Source organism: Halobellus sp. H-GB7, assembly GCF_030848585.1.
Classification (GTDB): Archaea; Halobacteriota; Halobacteria; order Halobacteriales; family Haloferacaceae; genus Haloquadratum; species Haloquadratum inordinatus.
This window is the reverse complement of sequence record NZ_JAVDDW010000002.1, coordinates 155,309-173,623: the sequence shown is the minus strand read 5'-3', so window position 1 is coordinate 173,623 and position 18,315 is coordinate 155,309. Positions and strand designations below refer to the sequence as shown.

Below are 18,315 nucleotides of genomic sequence, written 5' to 3'. Positions count from 1 at the left end.
TTTATTCCAAATCACTCGTTCTACAAGAATTCAGTGATGTGGGGGATCGGTCATTCAAAGCTGAATTCGCATCAATTGGAGCCCGCATCATCGATATCGAGTCATTTGGAACCCTAATCGAGGAAATCGAATTATTCGCAGAAAATCCTGCTCTATTTACTCAACGACCCCCCCCGTTGACGAATAATCCTCGTCAAAGGATGATCGTTGCACAAATACGAATCACGAACCAGACACCTAGCTAAGGGCTAAGTCGTCTATTCCGAGAATCTCTATCTGATCTGCGGTATCATCTTTACTTTCTTCTTGACTTCCTCCGCGCCGCGGATTGTCAACAGAAAGACCGACGTTGCTCACGATCGGCGGCCACTCCTTCTGGGCGAATTCCTGTTTCCATTTGTTCGTCCCGACAGCCCGTTCAACCCAATCTGACAGGCTGATCTTCTCCTTGTAATCGTAATGCCGTCCCCCCTCGTAGACATACAGATCACCAATAGACGACATCTCAGATTGTGTTATTGCCTGTTCAAGGAACTCGCTGGTAGAATAGACGTTGACAGTCGGATTGATTCCGTAAGAGGCGCTGATCCCGTTGGCTGCAATCGAGTGTAGGCTTTGCTGAAGATTGGATTGAAGTTCCTCGTTCAGATCGTCGTCAACGATATAGTAAATATCCGAATCGATAAACCGACCCTGATCAGTTGATTGGACGTTTATCTCCCGGCAAAGGTGGAAAGCAGTGTGGATAGTCAGATCATCGTGAGAACCACCGTTCGACTCCTTTCCGTGTTTCCGAAGAATTTCACGGATATGCTTTATTTGCCGTAAACCTCCGATCACCTTCGCAAGATCCTCTTGTTGTTCGGATGTCTGAGACTGAAGCCGATCCCCATACTTCTCTGAGATCTCCTCCTTAACCGAATCATATGCCTCGCAATACTTTGGGCTCAGCTCGAAGCCGATAGAGCGACGTCCCATAATGTCTGCCACAGCAGGCACCGTTCCCGAACCGGCGAACGGGTCGAGTACTATAGAGCCCTGTTTCGTGGTCAAGCGGAGAATTCGCTCCACAAGCGCGGTGGGGAACGGTGCTGGATGATCCAGTGAATCAATTCCGCCAAATGAACCCTGAGGAGGGGTTACGTGCTCCCAGATATTGTCCGGGACCTTACCTCGTGGATGATACCTTTCCGGATATTCGACCCACCACTGCTTGAACTGTGTCGGATCTGCTATACGTGTCTTGTCAACGTCAAACTCGAAAGAATCGGTTTTACTGAAGCACAGGATATACTCGAAGACGTTCCTGAACTGGCCGTCGCTGTTGTAGGGCAAGGCCCGAGTCTTGTTCCAGATAACGATATCCTGCAGCAGCCACGAATCCGACTTGCGGTTATGGGTGTAGTCACATTCACGGCAGGTGAGCTGATGATCAAGCTGGTCTAGTCGTAGCGAAGAACCACACTCAGGACATTGATCTATCCCTGAGAGGTTCTGGCAAATAGAAGCAATATCGTTGGGGAGTTGGACGATCTCACCGTTGTTCTTGAACGTGTTCACCACCACCCAGAGAGTCCCGGAATCTTTGGTAGCGTTGTATACCTGCTGGAAGACCTCCCGCATCTCCTCAAGATACTGGTCGTATGAACCGCTTTGACCCAGCTGCTCCTCCGCTTCATACCCATAATCCTTGAGGTCGAAGTACGGCGGAGAAGTCAAGGTTGCATCGACAAAACCGCCTTCATTGGGAACATCATCGAACCCTCGAAGAGTCTCTTCCAACTTCATCGAATCCTGCTGGTGAATTTCAAAAAGGTCATCAGCAGCGGAAAGACTGGACGTATCGATAGAGGAACCAATATCAGCTGCTCCCGAGGAGGGTTCCGTTGAGTCTACCTCTCCTGCTGAAATGCTTTCATTCTCCTCAGTCTGGTCATATGCTTCGTCGTACCGCTTCCCCTCAGGCTGGTACTTGTCGCTGGAGAGGATTTCACACAGGTTCTGCCATAATGTGCTGTTGGTATCGACACGAACCTTCTTGTTGTCCGTTGGAACCTCGTCTGTCCCCTGCTTCGGGAAGATACGCACTTCACCCCCGAAATAATTATACTCGTTATTCCTGATCAGGTCGAAAAGATCAGTGAATACCGACGTCATCAAGATACGGCCATTAGCATAGATATCGACACCCTGCTTGGACTGGTTGGGTCTGAATCTGGTTCTGAACCGTCCACTTGTAGTGAAGAGACCAGGATAGTCGTCAGCCAGCTCACTGGTCATCGCGTCAAAATCAAGCGTCCCGCGTTCGAACTCCACCTCATACACTGCACCGTCATCACCCACTATTTCAAACGAATCCTCCGCGTAAGGTGTCGGCGGGTCTTGGTCGTCCGACACGTACTGGGGGAAGATTGGGATGACAGGTAGAGAACCGCTCTTTCCGTTAGTCTCATCCTCGTAATCGATGTATATCTCGTTTTCAGGGTGAACGGAGAGCAGTCGACGGAACTTAACTCCGAGCAGCTCCCGGAGTGTCTGAGCTTTGATTTCTAGTGATTTGGCTGACGGCCAGACGTCGTTATCGAACTTAGGTCGGCTACAGCTGACGTGAACACGGGTTCCACTTCCGTATTCACCGAGGCTGTGATCACCGATACCTAACCCATCAACCCAAGCATCATTATCGGCACGAGAGATAGGCAAGTCCCCAGTGATAGGACCGTCAACCCGGAATCTGTCTGATCCACTGGTCTGGGTTACCAGTGTGAACCATTCGTTCTCGGGTGTGGGATTAGCCTGCGACAGAGTTTCCTCGAACCAAGCAAGGCTGGCTTTCAGACCCCAGCCAACGTTATTTAGGATACCGTCGGATTCCTTCTTGTTCCCTGTTCGGAAGATTTCATTCTGAAGAGCTTCCCTGCTGATACCCGGTCCATTATCGGCAATAGTCGTTCGGACACTGTTCTTGGTGCGTCGAAACGTGATTACTATCTTAATCGGCGTGTCCGGATCATCGAAGTATGCCTCATTCTTCACCACAGACGAGACCGAATTGTCGATTAGTTCTTGGAGTGCATCCTGATACCTTTCGTGCTGTTTTGCCATTCCCGAGGCCAACGTGGAGAGTTCTACCTCGGAATCGCAGGTTGCCCTGGTCTGACGACTCATAGTTGTCTCCGGGAAGAGGAAGATTCACCAGTTGAGAACCGCTTAAAAGCAATCTTGTTGAGCGCCAACGCGTTATCGGAAATAAATCCGGGCTGGCGGTCCGAAGCAACCATTATAGCACATTGCAATTGATCTATGTGTTTTAAGTTTTCTGATCGTTCCTGACACGTCTCTCGGACCAGTCCCCAGTTATAGTGCTGTAGGCACGTGGATAGAGGCAAGGGGTTCTTTGATGTTATATGGGTGGAGATTATCTACTACGTACGATGGGTGTGACTTCGGATTCCGTCTTTGATATCCATCAAGCTGATGCGCGGAATCTAAAATCTGTGCTCGAAAAATGGTTTGGATCAACCGATGGAGTGGTAGATGCAATCATTACTTCGCCTCCTTACGCCGATATGCAGGACTACGGCGACCAAGAAGAACAAATAGGCGAACAACTGTATGAGGACTTTATAGAAGACCTACGTATCATTTTTAAGCAGTGCTACGATGTGGCCTCTGACGAGTGTACACTGTGGATTGTCACAGATACCTTTCGTCGGAATAATCGCATTGTCCGTCCTCCGTTCGATATAGCTGATGAGCTAGAAAATCTGGAAAAACGCCGTCTCTGTCCTGACGAGGATTGTAATGGCCGGCTTCAGCGAGACAGAGGAACCGGGATACTGCACTGTGACATCTGTGGAGAAGACATTAATCCTCTCGATGAATCTTGGCAGCTGAAAGATCATCTTATATGGAACAAGCAGCGGACTCGTCCTTGGCGAAAAAAAGGCCAGCTACGGAACATCTACGAACACATATCGATGTACGCCAAGACGGACAACTACAAGTACAACGCTGATTCCATCCGTATCCAAGACACAGACGAATTCGGCCGATGGTGGGTGAATTACCCAGAAAGATATCATCCGAAAGGAAAATTACCTGAGAACATATGGGAGTTCCCGATCCCCAAACAGGGGGAGTGGGGACCCAAACTCAACTACCATCCGAGTCCGTTTCCGGAACCTCTTGTCGAACGAATCATCAAATTAGCCACCGACCCTGGTGACGTAGTCTTAGACCCGTTCGCCGGCGTTGGATCCACCTTAGCTGTAGCAAAACGGTTAGACCGTCGTCCAATCGGATTCGAGCTCAACCAAGACTTCATCGAATACTATCATAAACACGTTCTCCCTGCTATTGAGAAACAGGATACTAAACAACAGACCGAACAGCAAACCCTATTTGATGAAGAAGGCGATCACAACCTCGAATATCTCATCTGGGCACTCCGAATCCACAAATACGCTTTCCGACTGCAAAGAGAGCTGGTTAACAACGAAGAAATTGACATTCAACGGAAAGACCTGAGTTCCGTGCTAGCAGTCACAGACCCAGAAACTATTGGTACTAATGCTAAACCACGGACACAACTGTACTATTTCGGCACCGACCAAGTCCGAAAACTCAACGATATATTCGACCAAGCAGCAGAAAACTTAATCTCAGCAAACAGAGGATCTGGAGACTATTACGAAGTCGACTTCGAACTAAACGCATATTCTGCCGAGGACTGGTTTGAAGAGATTGCTTCCCAAGTACTCGATATCTCTTCGATAAATCCTCTCTATGTCTACCCTGACGGAGTCCACCATTGGTACCAAACGGAATTCACTTTCGATCAGTGGAGACTGATGACTGAGAACGGTGAGTGGAAGCGATATCAATCAACTCACTGGGTACCTTTAATCTCAAATCTTGGCATCCAAGTTGAAAACCCGCAGCAAGAAGTCGACGAGAAGGATGGAAAACAGACAGTACTTGGAAACTTCGACGAGACCAGCTAAAATAGCTATTAATCCGAGGTATTCAGCCGTGACGAAGGGTGATAGTAGCGAAGTACACAATTAGTCGACAAAGAGAGTCAGCGGATATTGCGATCGCAGTCTTAACGGGCGATTTTTTTCCACTTTCCGTGACATTGGTCCGGTGTGGTCCCTCACGAGATTGTGGATGTCACATATAGCGCCACTGTCGACACGTGCTTAGAAGGTCTCGTGGCGGTTGTCGCACTGAATCGAAGCTACTGTAAATGTCGTGAGATGAACACATACAGCTCCGCAGAGAGAACACACCGCGGGGGGGTGTGCAAGCGTGTGGTGTCGCGGAATTTGACCACATTGAATTATTTCGCGGTTCCCTCGAATGAATAAACCGTGAGCACTTGCGTGTGTATTGGTTGTCGTTGGCTCAACTTATGACGGCTTATCACAGATGATGGATGAATGAATGGCTATGAGATTCGGGATAGATGACTTATCGCACAAGCATTGGGAGTATTTGATATCGGTAATGACTATTGGGATCTTTTCAATATTAATTATATTTTTCGTTGATACAGCTGGGATTTATAATATTTATAAAATACCATCACCGCCGTATGGTCTCCCAGGAATTATTGGTGGTATTGGGGCTGGGGCGTCAGTCTTAGTGAGTATCTTGCTTCTGTATGTTTACGACAAGCAACGGGAAATCATCTCAGAGCAAAAGAATCTCACAGAGTATCAACAAACAGCCCTATTGAGAGTGGCAGACCACACACCGGTAGAATATCAAGAATCAAAAAACTATCAAGAAGACAATTGTGCGTCAGCCAATCTCCCAGATAATCTAGTCCTATACCAAACCGAATATCTTGAGGTTGATATTTCAAATATTGGTCTTGCACCTGCCCACGATCTTCGTGTTGAATTATATATCGAGACGGAAGATGGGCGGTACACCGCTAGCCTCCCGATGATTGCCGGAGAATGGAAAGAGGTAGTCTCAGAACTATACAGCAATAATAAAAGTTCGATATTCTTGAATGCAGACGGGAACGCGATTGCGTCTGATAGTTCGGTAGAGACCCATACTGTTCCTCTTACGGTATTCACTGAAAACATCCCAGAAGAGTGGAAGAAACTGTTCAGCTTGCACAAATGGCCTCCCGCAAATAGCGTAGTTCGTTGTGCTGAAAAGAACGGCGAGGGAAAAACAACCGTGGCTCTCCTGTTGTGGTTCAAAGATGGAAGAGGTCCTCAGGGGCCACATTATCTACGATGTGTTGACGTTGAAAGTGATGAGTTCCTTTTCGCCAAGGAGGCAGTACAAAAAGATGGTGAAGAGTACGATGACGGTGCCGACCTGAGGGAAATCTTAGACACGGGGACGTCTTCTCAAGAGGATAGAATCCCAAATATTGAACATCCAGAAATCAGGTGATGCCACTTCAGTATTAAGATCTAAATATTCCAACAAAGTCGGGAGCTTACCCAAAAGACGATTGACGGGTGAGTCCACTGTATTGAGCGATCTCGCAGCGTGTCATAGAATCCGTCCCACGCTTTGGTCTCACTGAGTACTGTTTCTGGCCGTTACAGGTTTAGAAGAGCGTGCACTTAGTGCGCGGGCTATAGAATCAGTCAGAGATAGCGCGCTCTGATACGGATACTGATATTTCATCAATATCAACGGCGATTCAACGTGGAGCGCACAACTGCTGTGAGAACCGAGATGACGATCTTGGAGCCGCTAACGCTGAATACGCAGACAACTATGCGGATTTTTCTATGACACGCTGCACTGTAGGTCAAAGCCTACGACGAACTCGTCAGGAGACCGTTCTTATCACTACCGGGGGCTCCTAGATCCTAGTAAGCACAACTCTAGTCAGATGCTCGAGAACTCAGTTTTAGCGTTTGCAACGCACACTGGTTTACTCCAGATTTAATACTTCGGGAGCCCAGAGTATAGACAAGCAAGGACGAGCACTACTCCTTGCTCTCTGGTCTATCTACTCTCTCCGAACGTCGCACCGGGGGACAGTCTCACAACCACTGGAGGGACGCGGAACGTAACTCCAGTCTCTGCGATCAGCCAGCAGGCTGTCTCTCCGGTGCTGGAGAGACTATGATAACCAATACCAAGGTACGCAACGCCGGCCCCCAGAGTAGTGTCGATATTGCAGAAAACGAATTCAACACGGATCTCCAGCAGAGCGACTGGAATTGGCAGCCAGACGCGCTGAGTGATCGTGCAGATGCTCAGTATACCGATAAGGGATGGAAATCGGCCAGTAGTGTGGCTGCAGATACGCCCGAATTGAGCCCCTCCTCGGCCCGAACGACATTCTACCCCAGAGATATTGATTGGGTTGGTGAGTTCCGGGATCGACGGGAGTTGTTTGACCGGCTATGGAAGAGGCAGTGGAACCGTGGACAGAAGGAAGTTGGAGATAACAATCTCGTCCGCCGGGAAGCGAAGCTACAGCGATGTGACGCCATTTTGCAGCAGTGTGAGGTGCAGGACGTCGCCAAGAAATACGCCCTCAGACAGATACGGATTCAAGATCTCAGAGGCTACAGTCGCCACTACTCGGGGGCAGATGGCGCCTGCGTCGGATTTGCAATGTACGAGATGTACTCCGACCAGGAAGAGGCGGTAGAATCCTATGTCGCGGGTCGCGCTGTTGAGGTGCTCCCCAGGCTGGATGCCAATAGTATCAAGAATTTAATTGATTATACGTTCCGGAGGCAGAACAATGAGTGATACCAGTTCACAACAGAGCCGAATCGACGACACCGAACGCTGGGAATCGGTCCCGGACGAGCTCCGGAAGTACGACCAGTGGATAGTGACGGAGAATAAAAAGCCGATTCACCCCGCAGAGGGGTGGCAGAAGAAGTCAAATCAGCTCTCGTTCGATGAGGCTCGTGCGGAGGCAGTCAGCGCGGACGCAGAGCTCGGGTTTGTGTTCAATGAGGGTGACCCGTTTGCGGTGATCGATCTAGATGATGTTGGATTCCCCCCGAATCACAGTAGAGAGGTGACGGACATCGTCGAAGAATTGTCAACTTACACGGAAGTTTCGAGATCCGGGTCCGGGCTACACATTATTTGTCGGGGTCAACGGCTCTCCGAGCGCAACCACAAGGGTCCTCTCGACCAGCGCGGATCCATCGAAGTGTACGATTCAAACCGGCAGATCGTATTGACAGCGGATCTGCTCGGAGAGCGTTCGGTGATCGGTGAGGGAGGTCAGTTCTTCCGAGAACTGCAGCAGGAGTACTTACCGGAGGCCAACGATGCGGATACCTCTACGTCGGCGCCCCAGACGGATGGTACCCGACGGAGTATTTCGACCGAGGTGCAATCGAAATCAGATGGCGATGAGAGTGGTCCCTCTGTCAGGCAGATAAAACGGACGATCGACGCTTACGCTGCTGATGGGCGTGATTCTGCAGTTCGAGCGAAAGAACTGTGGGAGAGTTCGGGCGCAGGTACATACCCATCGACGAGCGAAGCGGATCTCGCTTTCGTGTCAGACCTCGCCTTTTGGTGTCGAGAGGATACTCAGCTGATGTATCAGTGTATCCGTCGGTCAACCCGATACCGGGAGAAGTGGGATGAGAGGCGTTACGCGGATGGCTCAACATACGCTGATGGAACAATCGAGAAAGCGATCAGGACGAACTCTGATACTTTCTCTGGAAGATACGTGCAGTAGTGGACGGTGTTGGGTGGTTCCGACGTCTGATCCCCAATGTGTATAGTATATAGTGAGGGGAAATGGTAGTAAGATAACTCAGTTTCCAATGTGTATAGCAGACAATGAGGAGTGGTGGTCAGATGAGAGCAGAATCACGGTGAACGAGTACTGATCACCCGACGCACCACATTGGATTACAACAAAGAACGCTCTCTTCGATGAAGTCTGCGTCTTCCGTATTGGATACTCGTTTTCTTAGTACCTGACGGTCAGTATCGTACACGCCTTCGGAGACTTGGAACTCCTGTCACCCGCTGTCCCTGAGGTCCCTCCTTCGCCCCCCACTGTGTTCTCTCGCGGTAGTGCTTACAGTATATAGTACAAGTATGCAAGATTTTGATAGTGGAAGCAAAATAAGTGAGGTGCAACTAAACTAAGTTGTTTATAGATGCACGCTGGATGCTGGCTGAGACCGTGTCACCGCCTTTTGCATCTTGTTATGATGTCCTAGGAGATTTGCCACGGGGTTTATTTCGAGACTTCACAGCCCAAGCAGCCGTAGGGCTCTGCCTGCTTATTGGTCAATCGGACGCCGAGTGGGGAATAAATCTAAGAGCTTAGATATCATTCTGAAATATCAATGGACTTGTAGGTCTCTGGAGGAAGACACATCCACTGGGATTCAACAGAAAGAAGAGAAGAGATTATAGAAGCCCTGAATGGAGAACCAGAGGTTGTTCTGGTAGAAAGACGGACGGAACCCGATGATGATAGAGAGAAGTTACGCAACCTGGTTGCCGTCCCTCTAATTTTATTGAGCTTGGCAGTCTGGACTTTTTCTCTGAAACTCCTCAGTATTCCATTTGGCTCAGACCAGGAGCTCACTAATGAATTATCTGAGAAGAGCGATGTTGATCAAATCAAGGTGGATATGCCGATCACGCCATTAGTTTCTGAAGCACGGAAGGCTTGGGCGTTCGTAAATTGGCTGGTGATTGTTCTTGTTGCTCTCATATATTTCACAGCCGGACTGAGCAGTGCAGTATTTACTCTGGTAATATTTTTAACGATACTCTTCGTTAGTTTCGTCGCTGCAACAGCTGCACCTAGGAATTATGCAATAGCGGTAAACACTATGCAGACCGCTAAAAAGAACGAATATGAGCGTGCCGTATTAGTTGTGGGTGATGAACACACCGAGGAAGTGAAACGACACATCAGTAGAGCTAACGAGAAAATAAGGCTCGTGGAAACCTGATATATTGTAGTCAACTGTTAATCTGAATTGAGCGATTCGTGTATATGTCGGAGATATCTTACAATAGCTTCATCCCGCACTAACGCGTCCTCGGAAACCACCCTGGATTGAGGGTTTCTACACGACCGTAAAATTATGTCTCAGTGATCAATCCTATTGCTCGCAGTCAAAGACTGTCCGATAAGACGAATGAGCGGTCTCGGCTGAGCAGCGTGGCTCCCGTGTCTGGGGCCAATCACACTGCCGTTCACGATTGATCACGGCATCTTCACACCTCTTCTTGGACATCCAGGATTCAACATTGGCTTCACTGAACAATTCCGATCTAAATCCGCACATCGCCACTGAGGAGGGTACTTCCGAACTCCGCGTCTGTGACCTAATCAAACTTCTGTCGATAGGTATTGTCGTGACTGCTTGGATCCGTTCGACTTGCTTCTCGTGGTTGGTATCCACGTGATCGTTGTTGATGTAGTAATTCTTGTTGTGGTGTAGCACGGTGTTCCCGAAGCAGACTCGCTGAGATCTGACCTGTATCGGTGCTCAGTGTATCAATGTAATTGGCCTCGTTAGCCTCAACGTGGGTGTCAGAGCACGAGAATCCAGGATTCCTCACTGGGAACGTTACGGAGGTCTCACTCAGGATCCTCTACATCGGATCCACTCGTGCTCTGGTCCGTTTCAGAGGAGACTGATTGTTTTGCGTCAGTCCAGGAACCGAAGGCTCGCTGAACCGTCTCTGGAGAGCAAAAATCGTTGTCGGAAGCGAAGACGTGGGCCGTACACGTCCCGTGTCGGTCCTTACACGTTCGGAGCATCTCCAGCAGCTCGTCTTTCGTGTATTTCGAGGTGTGTCCGGTGTTGAGACCGGCCTGTTTCTTGGCCTCGGACCACGATCCGAATCGTTTCCGAACCGCTCCCGACGAAGGGAAGTCCTCGTCGCTATCGAAGGTGCGCTGGGTCACCTTCCCGTATTTCTCCTCGCACTTCCGAAGGAGTTCGAGGTACTCTTCGTCGGAGTACTCCTGCGGGCGTGAATTCGAGGCCCGTTCGTCGAGTTGTAGTCCCGCCCGTCGCTTGGCCTCTTTCCACGAACCGAAGCGTTCGATCACGACAGACGGGGCAATCAGGTCTCTCTCCTGGCGCAACAGTTCAGTCGTACATTTGCCGTGTCGGTTCTGGAGTTCCGTTAGGTGCGACAGGAGCTGTTCGTCCGAATACTGTTGCTTCCGACCGGACTTCCCCGAGAGATCCTCCTCAATGCCGGCCTGCTCTTTCGCCTCGTTCCAAGAGCCGAACCGGCGCATCACCGCTGAAACCGAACAGAAGTCCGAATCTGAGTTGAACGTGCGCGGTGCGCAGTCGCCGTGATGCTCTTTGCACTCTTGGAGCATCTCGAGCATCTCCTCGTCGGAGTAGCGCTGGTTCCCGCGTCTCGAAGTGCTGTCTTCGTCCCCATACCTCTCGGGGTCCGTGAGGCCTGCTCGGTTGCAGGCCTCCTCCCACGTGCCGAAGCGATCGATGATCGTCGACGGCGCGCAGAAGTCGTCGTCGGTCTCGAAGATGCTCACTGTGCACTCGCCGTGCCGTTCCTGGCACGTCCGGAGCATCTCGAGTAGGTCGCTTGTGGATTTATCTGAGGACATCGCTGTAGAGTCCGTCTCTGAGTGATTGCTTCTGTAAGCGTTTATTCGTGAATCGAATCCCATAGCTATTATCCCATTTTGTCGAGCGCGTCGCGCCGTTCGTCAACTGGAACCTGATCATACTTCGCGGTGGTCTGAATCGCCTCGTGACGAAGCTGAGCCTGTGCTGCAGCGAGGCCTCGTTCTTTGGCCATTCCAGTCCCTACTGAGTGTCTGATCGAATACCAACTCATCTTGCGGTTCTCGGTGTCGATCCCGGCTTCCTCACAGAGTTTCCGAATCAGCCGTCGAAGAGAGCCCGATTGATAGGGATTTCCCTCGCGCGTCAACCATAGCGCGTCAGTCTCTTGGTACTGTTCGTACTCCTTCCGCTCACCTAACCACCGTTCCAGCGCATCGGCAGTCCTCGTGGTAACGCTTACAATCCAGTTGTTCTCGTTTTTCGATGAATCTTGGACTGGAATCCGGAGTACCTTGTTCTCGGTGTCAACCCAAGAGGTGCGCGCGCGTTCGACTTCGATCGGCCTCAATCCGGTATCCAGACTGGTCCAGACGAGCGAGGTGATCTTCCACCCGTTGACAGTCTCCCAGTCATCGGGCGTCACCTCCTCCATTGGTTTGCGCAACACCTGGCTAACGTGGCGCTTCCATTTGGTGCGCTCTGTCGGTGTTAATGAATCGTAGCTCGGAATGCTTCCGTAGTCGAGGGCTGCTTCGCGTATCTGCTTCCGCTCGCTCTCCGTCAGGTAATCTCGTGGGTTGGTGGATCCATTGCTGGAGAATGTAAACTCTGGCTCCCACTCCGGTTCATCGAACTCGAGGTGGCGCCATTTGAAGTACCGCTTCAGCGACGATTGGGTGTTGGAGCGGTGGGAGTTCGAGAACTCGTTTGTCGCGAGATATCGCATATACTCGTCGGCATCCTCGCACGACAGTGGGACGGTGTATCCATCTCCATTGGTCCAGACCCATCGCTCCCACTTCCCGATCCGATAGGCGGTCCGTTTCACCGTATCTGTAGCGTAGCCCTGGACAGTGTCTGGATCCTTCCCAAATACGCTGAGCCACTCCAGAAACGGTTTTCGGTAGGCTTTGTAGTCGACTAGCTGTTTCTCGTTGAGATACGCGCGGGTCTTGTCTGGCACGACTGGGAACTCGTATCCGCTCATACTGAGCCCCTGTTCGTTGGGTTGAACTCAAACGGACCTACGACACTACGCACTTCTGTCTCTGTCCTGCGATTCTCCTCGTTCGGCTGAACCGAAGTGTTCTGTCGGTGCATAGCTATTTGATCACCTCGAGAACAGAATTCTGGGGTATTGAGGCTCTAGAGTGAGGATTCGGATGCGGGGGATGGGATTTGAACCCACGAACCCCTACGGGAGCGGATCTTAAGTCCGCCGCCTTTGGCCTAGCTCAGCCACCCCCGCGCAAGCGGCCATTCCGCGGACGGCCGGTTAGTGGTTTCGCTTCGCCTGTCGGGCGGAACGCACGTCGTCGCTCGCCTACCAGTCGACGCTGAGCGTCCCGTCGCCGTGCGGATCCGGTGCGATCTCTTCGTCAGTCCGCCGGTCGACGACGTGGATGACGCCTTTGTCTTTCTTTCCGGGACAGACCTCCGCAGCACGGATGTTCTCTTCGAGATCGTCCTCGCCGATGAAGTACGATTTCGGATTGGCGAGACCGGATTTGATGTCCATCTCCCAGTTGTCGGCGACCTCCGCACAGCGGCCGGCCCCGATGCATTTGTTCCCCTCGAAGATGATCTTGTAGGGCTTCTCGGAGATCGGCGGGGCGTTCGACTCGTCGCCGACGTCGCTGGGCTTCAGCGGCTCGTCCTCGGCGTCGCTCATACCGGCTCGTAGCCGCGCGGTCGTCTTTGCGCTGTCGGTTCACCGAGGTCGGCACGTGGTCCCATACTGTCGGACAGCAGTTCGTGAACTATGTTGGCACCCACGGGGTGCCGATACGCTTCACACAGTTCTGTCCGACAGTATCAGCCCCAGTAGGACGCCCTTACTGGCCGCCGTGGTGCGCTTGATCGAACGATCTGTGAAACTGCTCTCCCGAGGCGTGGTATCATACGTAGTTTCGCGCCCGCGCGTGCGAGGGTTTAAGAATGGAGGTAGCTTAACGAAGACACGTTCAATGTCACGCGATACTGAGTACGGGGCCGGGCAGATTCAGGTCCTCGAAGGCTTAGAAGCCGTCAGGAAGCGCCCGGCGATGTACATCGGGTCGACGGACTCGCGAGGGTTACATCACCTCGTCTACGAGGTCGTCGACAACGCGATCGACGAAGCGCTCGCGGGGTACTGCGACCACATCGAAGTCACGCTCCACGACGACGGCTCGGTGTCGGTCTCCGACAACGGCCGGGGCGTCCCGGTCGACACCCACGAGCAGTACGATCGCCCCGCCGTCGAGGTTATTATGACTGTCCTCCACGCCGGCGGGAAGTTCGACAACAAATCCTACCAGGTCTCCGGCGGGCTCCACGGCGTCGGCGTCTCCGTCGTCAACGCGCTATCGAGCCGCCTCGAAGTCGAGATCAAGCGCGACGGCGCGCTCTGGCGAGACAGCTTCGACCACGGCGAACCCGAGGCGGGCGCCTTCGAGCGCGTCCGCGACCTCGACGAGGACGAAGAGACGGGCACGACCGTTCGTTTCTGGCCCGACGAGGAGATCTTCGAGACGGTCGACTTCGAGTTTTCGACGCTCGAAAACCGACTTCGCGAACTCGCCTTCCTCAACTCCGGCGTCGAGATCCGACTCGTCGAAGAACCCGGTGCCGTCGGCGACGAAGACGACGAGACCGTCCCCGAGGGGCGCTCACGCGAGTTTTGCTACGAGGGCGGCATCCGCGAGTTCGTCCGCTATCTCGACGAGACGAAGACCGTCCTCCACGACGACGTCATCTACTACACCGACACCGAGGACGACATCGAGGTCGAAGTGGCGTTGCAGGCAACAGAGGAACTGCAGGGCTCGATTCACGCCTTCGCAAACAACATCAACACCCGCGAGGGCGGGACCCACCTCACTGGCTTCAAAACGGCGCTGACCCGCGTCGTCAACGACTACGCCAGCGAGCACGACTTGCTGGACGACCTCGACTCCCTGAAGGGCGAGGACGTCCGCGAGGGACTGACCGCAGTCATTTCCGTCAAACACCCCGATCCACAGTTCGAGGGACAGACGAAGACGAAACTCGGCAACAGCGAAGTGCGCGGGATCACCGAATCCGTCACCCACGAGAAACTGGGGACGTACTTCGAGGAGCATCCCGACACTGCCACAGCGATCGTCAGCAAGGCGGTCGAGGCCGCGAAGGCCCGCAAGGCCGCCAAGCAGGCCGAGGAACTCACCCGCCGGAAATCCGCGCTGGAGTCGACGTCGCTGCCGGGTAAACTCGCGGACTGTCAGAGCCGCGATCCCGCCGAGTCCGAGCTGTTCGTCGTCGAGGGTGACTCGGCGGGCGGTAGCGCAAAGCAGGGTCGCGACCGCCGCTTCCAGGCTATCCTCCCGATCAAAGGGAAGATCCTGAACGTCGAGAAACACCGGCTCGACCGCGTGCTGGAGAACGACGAAGTGCGAGCGCTCATCACCGCGATCGGCGCGGGTGTCGGTGAGGAGTTCGACATCGAGGACGTCCGCTACGAGCGGATCATCCTGATGACGGACGCCGACGTCGACGGCGCACACATCCGGACGCTGCTTCTGACGCTGTTGTATCGCCATATGCGGCCGCTCGTCGAAGCGGGCTACGTCTACGCGGCCAAGCCGCCGTTGTACCGCGTCCGCTACCGCGGGGAGACCTACGACGCGATGACGGAGGCCGAACGCGACCGCATCATCGAAGAGAAGTGCAACGGCAACCCCACGCAGGTCCAGCGGTTCAAGGGCCTCGGTGAGATGAACCCCGATCAGCTCTGGGATACGACGATGAACCCCGAGAACCGGGTTCTCAAGCAGATCACCGTAGAGGACGCCGCTGCGGCGGACAAGATGTTTTCCGTGCTGATGGGCGACGCCGTCGAACCGCGCAAGCAGTTCATCAAAGACCGAGCGACCGAAGCCGAATGGGTGGACATATAGATGAGTTCTGACGCACCAGAGGCCTTCGATCCCGGGGCGGGCATCGCCGCGGAGGTCGAGACCGCACGGATCGAACAGGAGATGGAACAGTCTTACATCGACTACGCGATGTCGGTCATCGCGGGGCGGGCACTCCCGGACGTCCGGGACGGCCTCAAACCCGTCCACCGGCGCATCCTCTATGCGATGCACGAGTCGGGCATCACCGCCCGCTCCTCGCACCGGAAGTCGTCCTCGATCGTCGGCGAGACGATGGGTGATTACCACCCGCACGGCGACTCGGCGATCTACGACACGCTCGCACGGATGGCGCAGGACTTCTCGATGCGCTACCCGCTCGTCGACGGTCAGGGGAACTTCGGCTCCGTCGACGGCGACCCGCCGGCGGCGATGCGGTACACGGAGGCGCGGATGGCTCCCATCGCCGAGGAACTCCTCGACGACATCGAGATGGACACCGTCGACTTCCAGTCGAACTACGACGACCGGCTGGAGGAACCCGAGGTCCTGCCCTCGGCGTTCCCGAACCTCCTGATCAACGGCTCTTCGGGGATCGCAGTCGGGATGTCTACGAACATCCCACCGCACAACCTGGGTGAGGTGATCGACGCGACGACTCACCTCATCGAGAACCCCGACGCCACCGTCGAGGATCTAATGGAGTACGTCAAGGGGCCGGACTTCCCGACCGGCGCGAACATCGTCGGCCGCAACGCGATCCACAAGGCGTACAAGACGGGTCGCGGTCGGGTCCGCGTCCGTGCCGAGTTCGAGGTCCAAGACGACCGGATCGTCATCACCGAACTCCCGTATCAGGAGAACAAAGCGCGACTCGTCGAACGCATCGCCGACGACGTCAACGAAGGGAAGATCGAGGGCATCCGCGATCTGCGCGACGAGTCCGACCGCGACGGCATCCGCGTCGTCGTCGAGCTCAAGCGCGGTGCCAACGCCGAGATCGTCAAAAACCAACTGCTGGAACACCACCTCGAATCGACGTTCGGCGTCATCAACCTCGCGCTCGTCGACGGCCAACCAAAGGTCCTCACGCTGAAAGAGACCCTCGAAGAGTACGTCAAGCACCGACGCGACGTCGTCCGTCGCCGTTCGGCGTACGAACTCGACGAGCGGAAAGAGCGCGCCCACATTCTCGAAGGCCGACTGCAAGCTCTAGAGAACGTCGACGACGTCGTTTCCGTCATCCGAAACTCCGAGAGCCGTGACGACGCGAAAGCCGCACTGCGCGGCGAGCACGTCGTCGAGGCGGACGGCGAGCCGCTGCCGTCTTTCGACTTCTCGGAAGCGCAGGCCGATCACATCGTCGCGATGCAGCTCGGGTCGCTCACTGCGATGGAAGCCGACGAGATCGAATCCGAGTACGAGGAGGTCCAAGAACGGATCGAGCGCCTCGAAACGATCCTCGAGGACCCCGACGAACTCGACGCCGTCGTCACAGACGAACTGGCGAAGATCAAAGACGAATACGACGACGACCGGCGGACGTCGATCATCGAAGACACCGGCACGGTCACACACGAGGACCTCATCGCCGAGGAGGACGTCGTGGTCGTCGTCACCAAGGACGACTACATCAAGCGGATGCCGCTGGACAGCTTCCGCGCCCAGCACCGCGGCGGGAAGGGGATCATCGGCACCGAATTGAAGGAAGGCGACCGGGTCTCCTCGGTGTACGTCGCGAGCACTCACGATTATCTGCTGTACTTCACCAACCACGGACAGGTCTATCAGCTGAAGACCTATCAGGTTCCGGAGATGTCCCGCACCGCCCGCGGGAAGTCTGCCGTCAATCTGCTCGATCTCGACGACGGCGAGGAGATCACCGCCGTCGTCAACACCGCCGAGATCGAATCCGAGGAGGAGAAGTACCTCACGATGGCGACCCGGAACGGGTACGTCAAGCGGACGAGCGTCGAAAAGTTCCAGAACATCCGTTCGACGGGGATCATCGCGACGAAACTCGACGACGAGGACGCCCTCGCCGACGTCGAAGTCACCGACGGGAGTCGGGACCTGATCCTCGCGAGTCGCGACGGAATGGCGATCCGCTTCGCCGAGGACGAAGTCCGGTCGATGGGCCGCTCGGCCCGCGGCGTCCGCGGGATCGACCTGGAGGGCGGCGACGAGGTCGCCGCGCTGGCGGCCGTCGAACCTGACCGCCACGAGTGGGTCCTCACCGTCACCGAGAACGGCTACGGCAAGCGGACCGACGTCGGACAGTACCGCCGACAGTCCCGGAACGGGAAGGGCCTCATCGACATCAAGACGAACGACCGCAACGGCCGCGTCTGTGAGTTAGAGACGGTCGGCCCCGGCGACCACCTGTTCGTGATGAGCGGTGACGGGCAGATCCTCCGGACGCCCGTCGAAGACGTCTCCATCGTGGGTCGAAACACGATGGGCGTCATCGTGATGGATCTCGCCGCCGGCGACGCCGTCGCGAGCGTCGACGTGCACTTCGCGGCGGGTGCGGAGGACGAACTCGAAGACGAAGCCGAGGCTGAAGTCGACGCTGACGACGATACCGAAGCCGAATAGCGGCGTTCAGGGCGAGCGGTCATCTCGCCGACGGTTCACCGGAAATCCGGTGTGCGGTGACGTCGCAT

General features: G+C 54.3%; 11 protein-coding genes and 1 tRNA gene. 7 read left to right on the top strand and 5 right to left on the bottom strand.

Going from position 1 to position 18,315, the window contains the following annotated elements; all coding sequences use genetic code 11:
* Positions 1-237: 237 nt before the first annotated feature.
* A complete protein-coding gene (locus RBH22_RS05820; protein WP_306676832.1) occupies positions 238-3,168 on the bottom strand; it encodes a DNA methyltransferase in 2,931 nt (976 codons plus the stop codon).
* A 266-nt stretch (positions 3,169-3,434) separates the two neighbouring features.
* Here RBH22_RS05820 and RBH22_RS05815 point away from each other — a divergent pair, with 266 nt between their 5' ends.
* The 5 genes from RBH22_RS05815 (at position 3,435) to RBH22_RS05795 (ending at position 9,947) form a co-directional block, all read left to right on the top strand.
* Positions 3,435-5,006, top strand: a complete 1,572-nt coding sequence (locus tag RBH22_RS05815) for a site-specific DNA-methyltransferase (protein ID WP_306676830.1) — start codon at positions 3,435-3,437, stop codon at positions 5,004-5,006.
* Between the two features lie 505 nt (positions 5,007-5,511).
* On the top strand, positions 5,512-6,423 hold the full coding sequence (locus tag RBH22_RS05810) for a hypothetical protein (RefSeq protein WP_306676829.1): 912 nt from the start codon (positions 5,512-5,514) through the stop codon (positions 6,421-6,423).
* Between the two features lie 687 nt (positions 6,424-7,110).
* Complete coding sequence (locus tag RBH22_RS05805) at positions 7,111-7,749, top strand: hypothetical protein (protein ID WP_306676828.1); 639 nt, start codon at positions 7,111-7,113, stop codon at positions 7,747-7,749.
* The gene (locus RBH22_RS05800) at positions 7,742-8,707 is read left to right on the top strand and encodes a hypothetical protein (protein ID WP_306676827.1); all 966 of its coding nucleotides are present in this window, start codon (positions 7,742-7,744) and stop codon (positions 8,705-8,707) included. Before RBH22_RS05805 ends, RBH22_RS05800 begins: the two co-directional genes overlap by 8 nt.
* Positions 8,708-9,509: 802 nt before the next feature.
* The gene (locus RBH22_RS05795; protein ID WP_306676826.1) at positions 9,510-9,947 is read left to right on the top strand and encodes a hypothetical protein; all 438 of its coding nucleotides are present in this window, start codon (positions 9,510-9,512) and stop codon (positions 9,945-9,947) included.
* A 635-nt stretch (positions 9,948-10,582) separates the two neighbouring features.
* Here the strand turns inward: RBH22_RS05795 and RBH22_RS05790 are convergent.
* The 4 genes from RBH22_RS05790 to RBH22_RS05775 form a co-directional block, all read right to left on the bottom strand.
* Positions 10,583-11,593 (bottom strand): hypothetical protein, encoded by a 1,011-nt coding sequence (locus RBH22_RS05790; protein ID WP_306676824.1) that lies wholly within the window; start codon positions 11,591-11,593, stop codon positions 10,583-10,585.
* Positions 11,594-11,661: 68 nt separating this feature from the next.
* Positions 11,662-12,762, bottom strand: a complete 1,101-nt coding sequence (locus RBH22_RS05785; RefSeq protein WP_306676822.1) for a site-specific integrase — start codon at positions 12,760-12,762, stop codon at positions 11,662-11,664.
* A gap of 176 nt (positions 12,763-12,938) precedes the next feature.
* Positions 12,939-13,023, bottom strand: a tRNA-Leu gene (locus tag RBH22_RS05780).
* A 75-nt stretch (positions 13,024-13,098) separates the two neighbouring features.
* Positions 13,099-13,446: a ferredoxin gene (locus tag RBH22_RS05775; protein ID WP_306676821.1), complete on the bottom strand. Its 348-nt coding sequence runs from the start codon at positions 13,444-13,446 to the stop codon at positions 13,099-13,101.
* A gap of 295 nt (positions 13,447-13,741) precedes the next feature.
* Here RBH22_RS05775 and gyrB point away from each other — a divergent pair, with 295 nt between their 5' ends.
* Positions 13,742-15,691 (top strand): DNA topoisomerase (ATP-hydrolyzing) subunit B, encoded by a 1,950-nt coding sequence (gene gyrB, locus RBH22_RS05770; protein WP_256289864.1) that lies wholly within the window; start codon positions 13,742-13,744, stop codon positions 15,689-15,691.
* Entirely contained in the window at positions 15,692-18,247 is a 2,556-nt protein-coding gene (gyrA, locus tag RBH22_RS05765; RefSeq protein WP_306676820.1) for a DNA gyrase subunit A, read from the top strand.
* Positions 18,248-18,315: the final 68 nt, after the last annotated feature.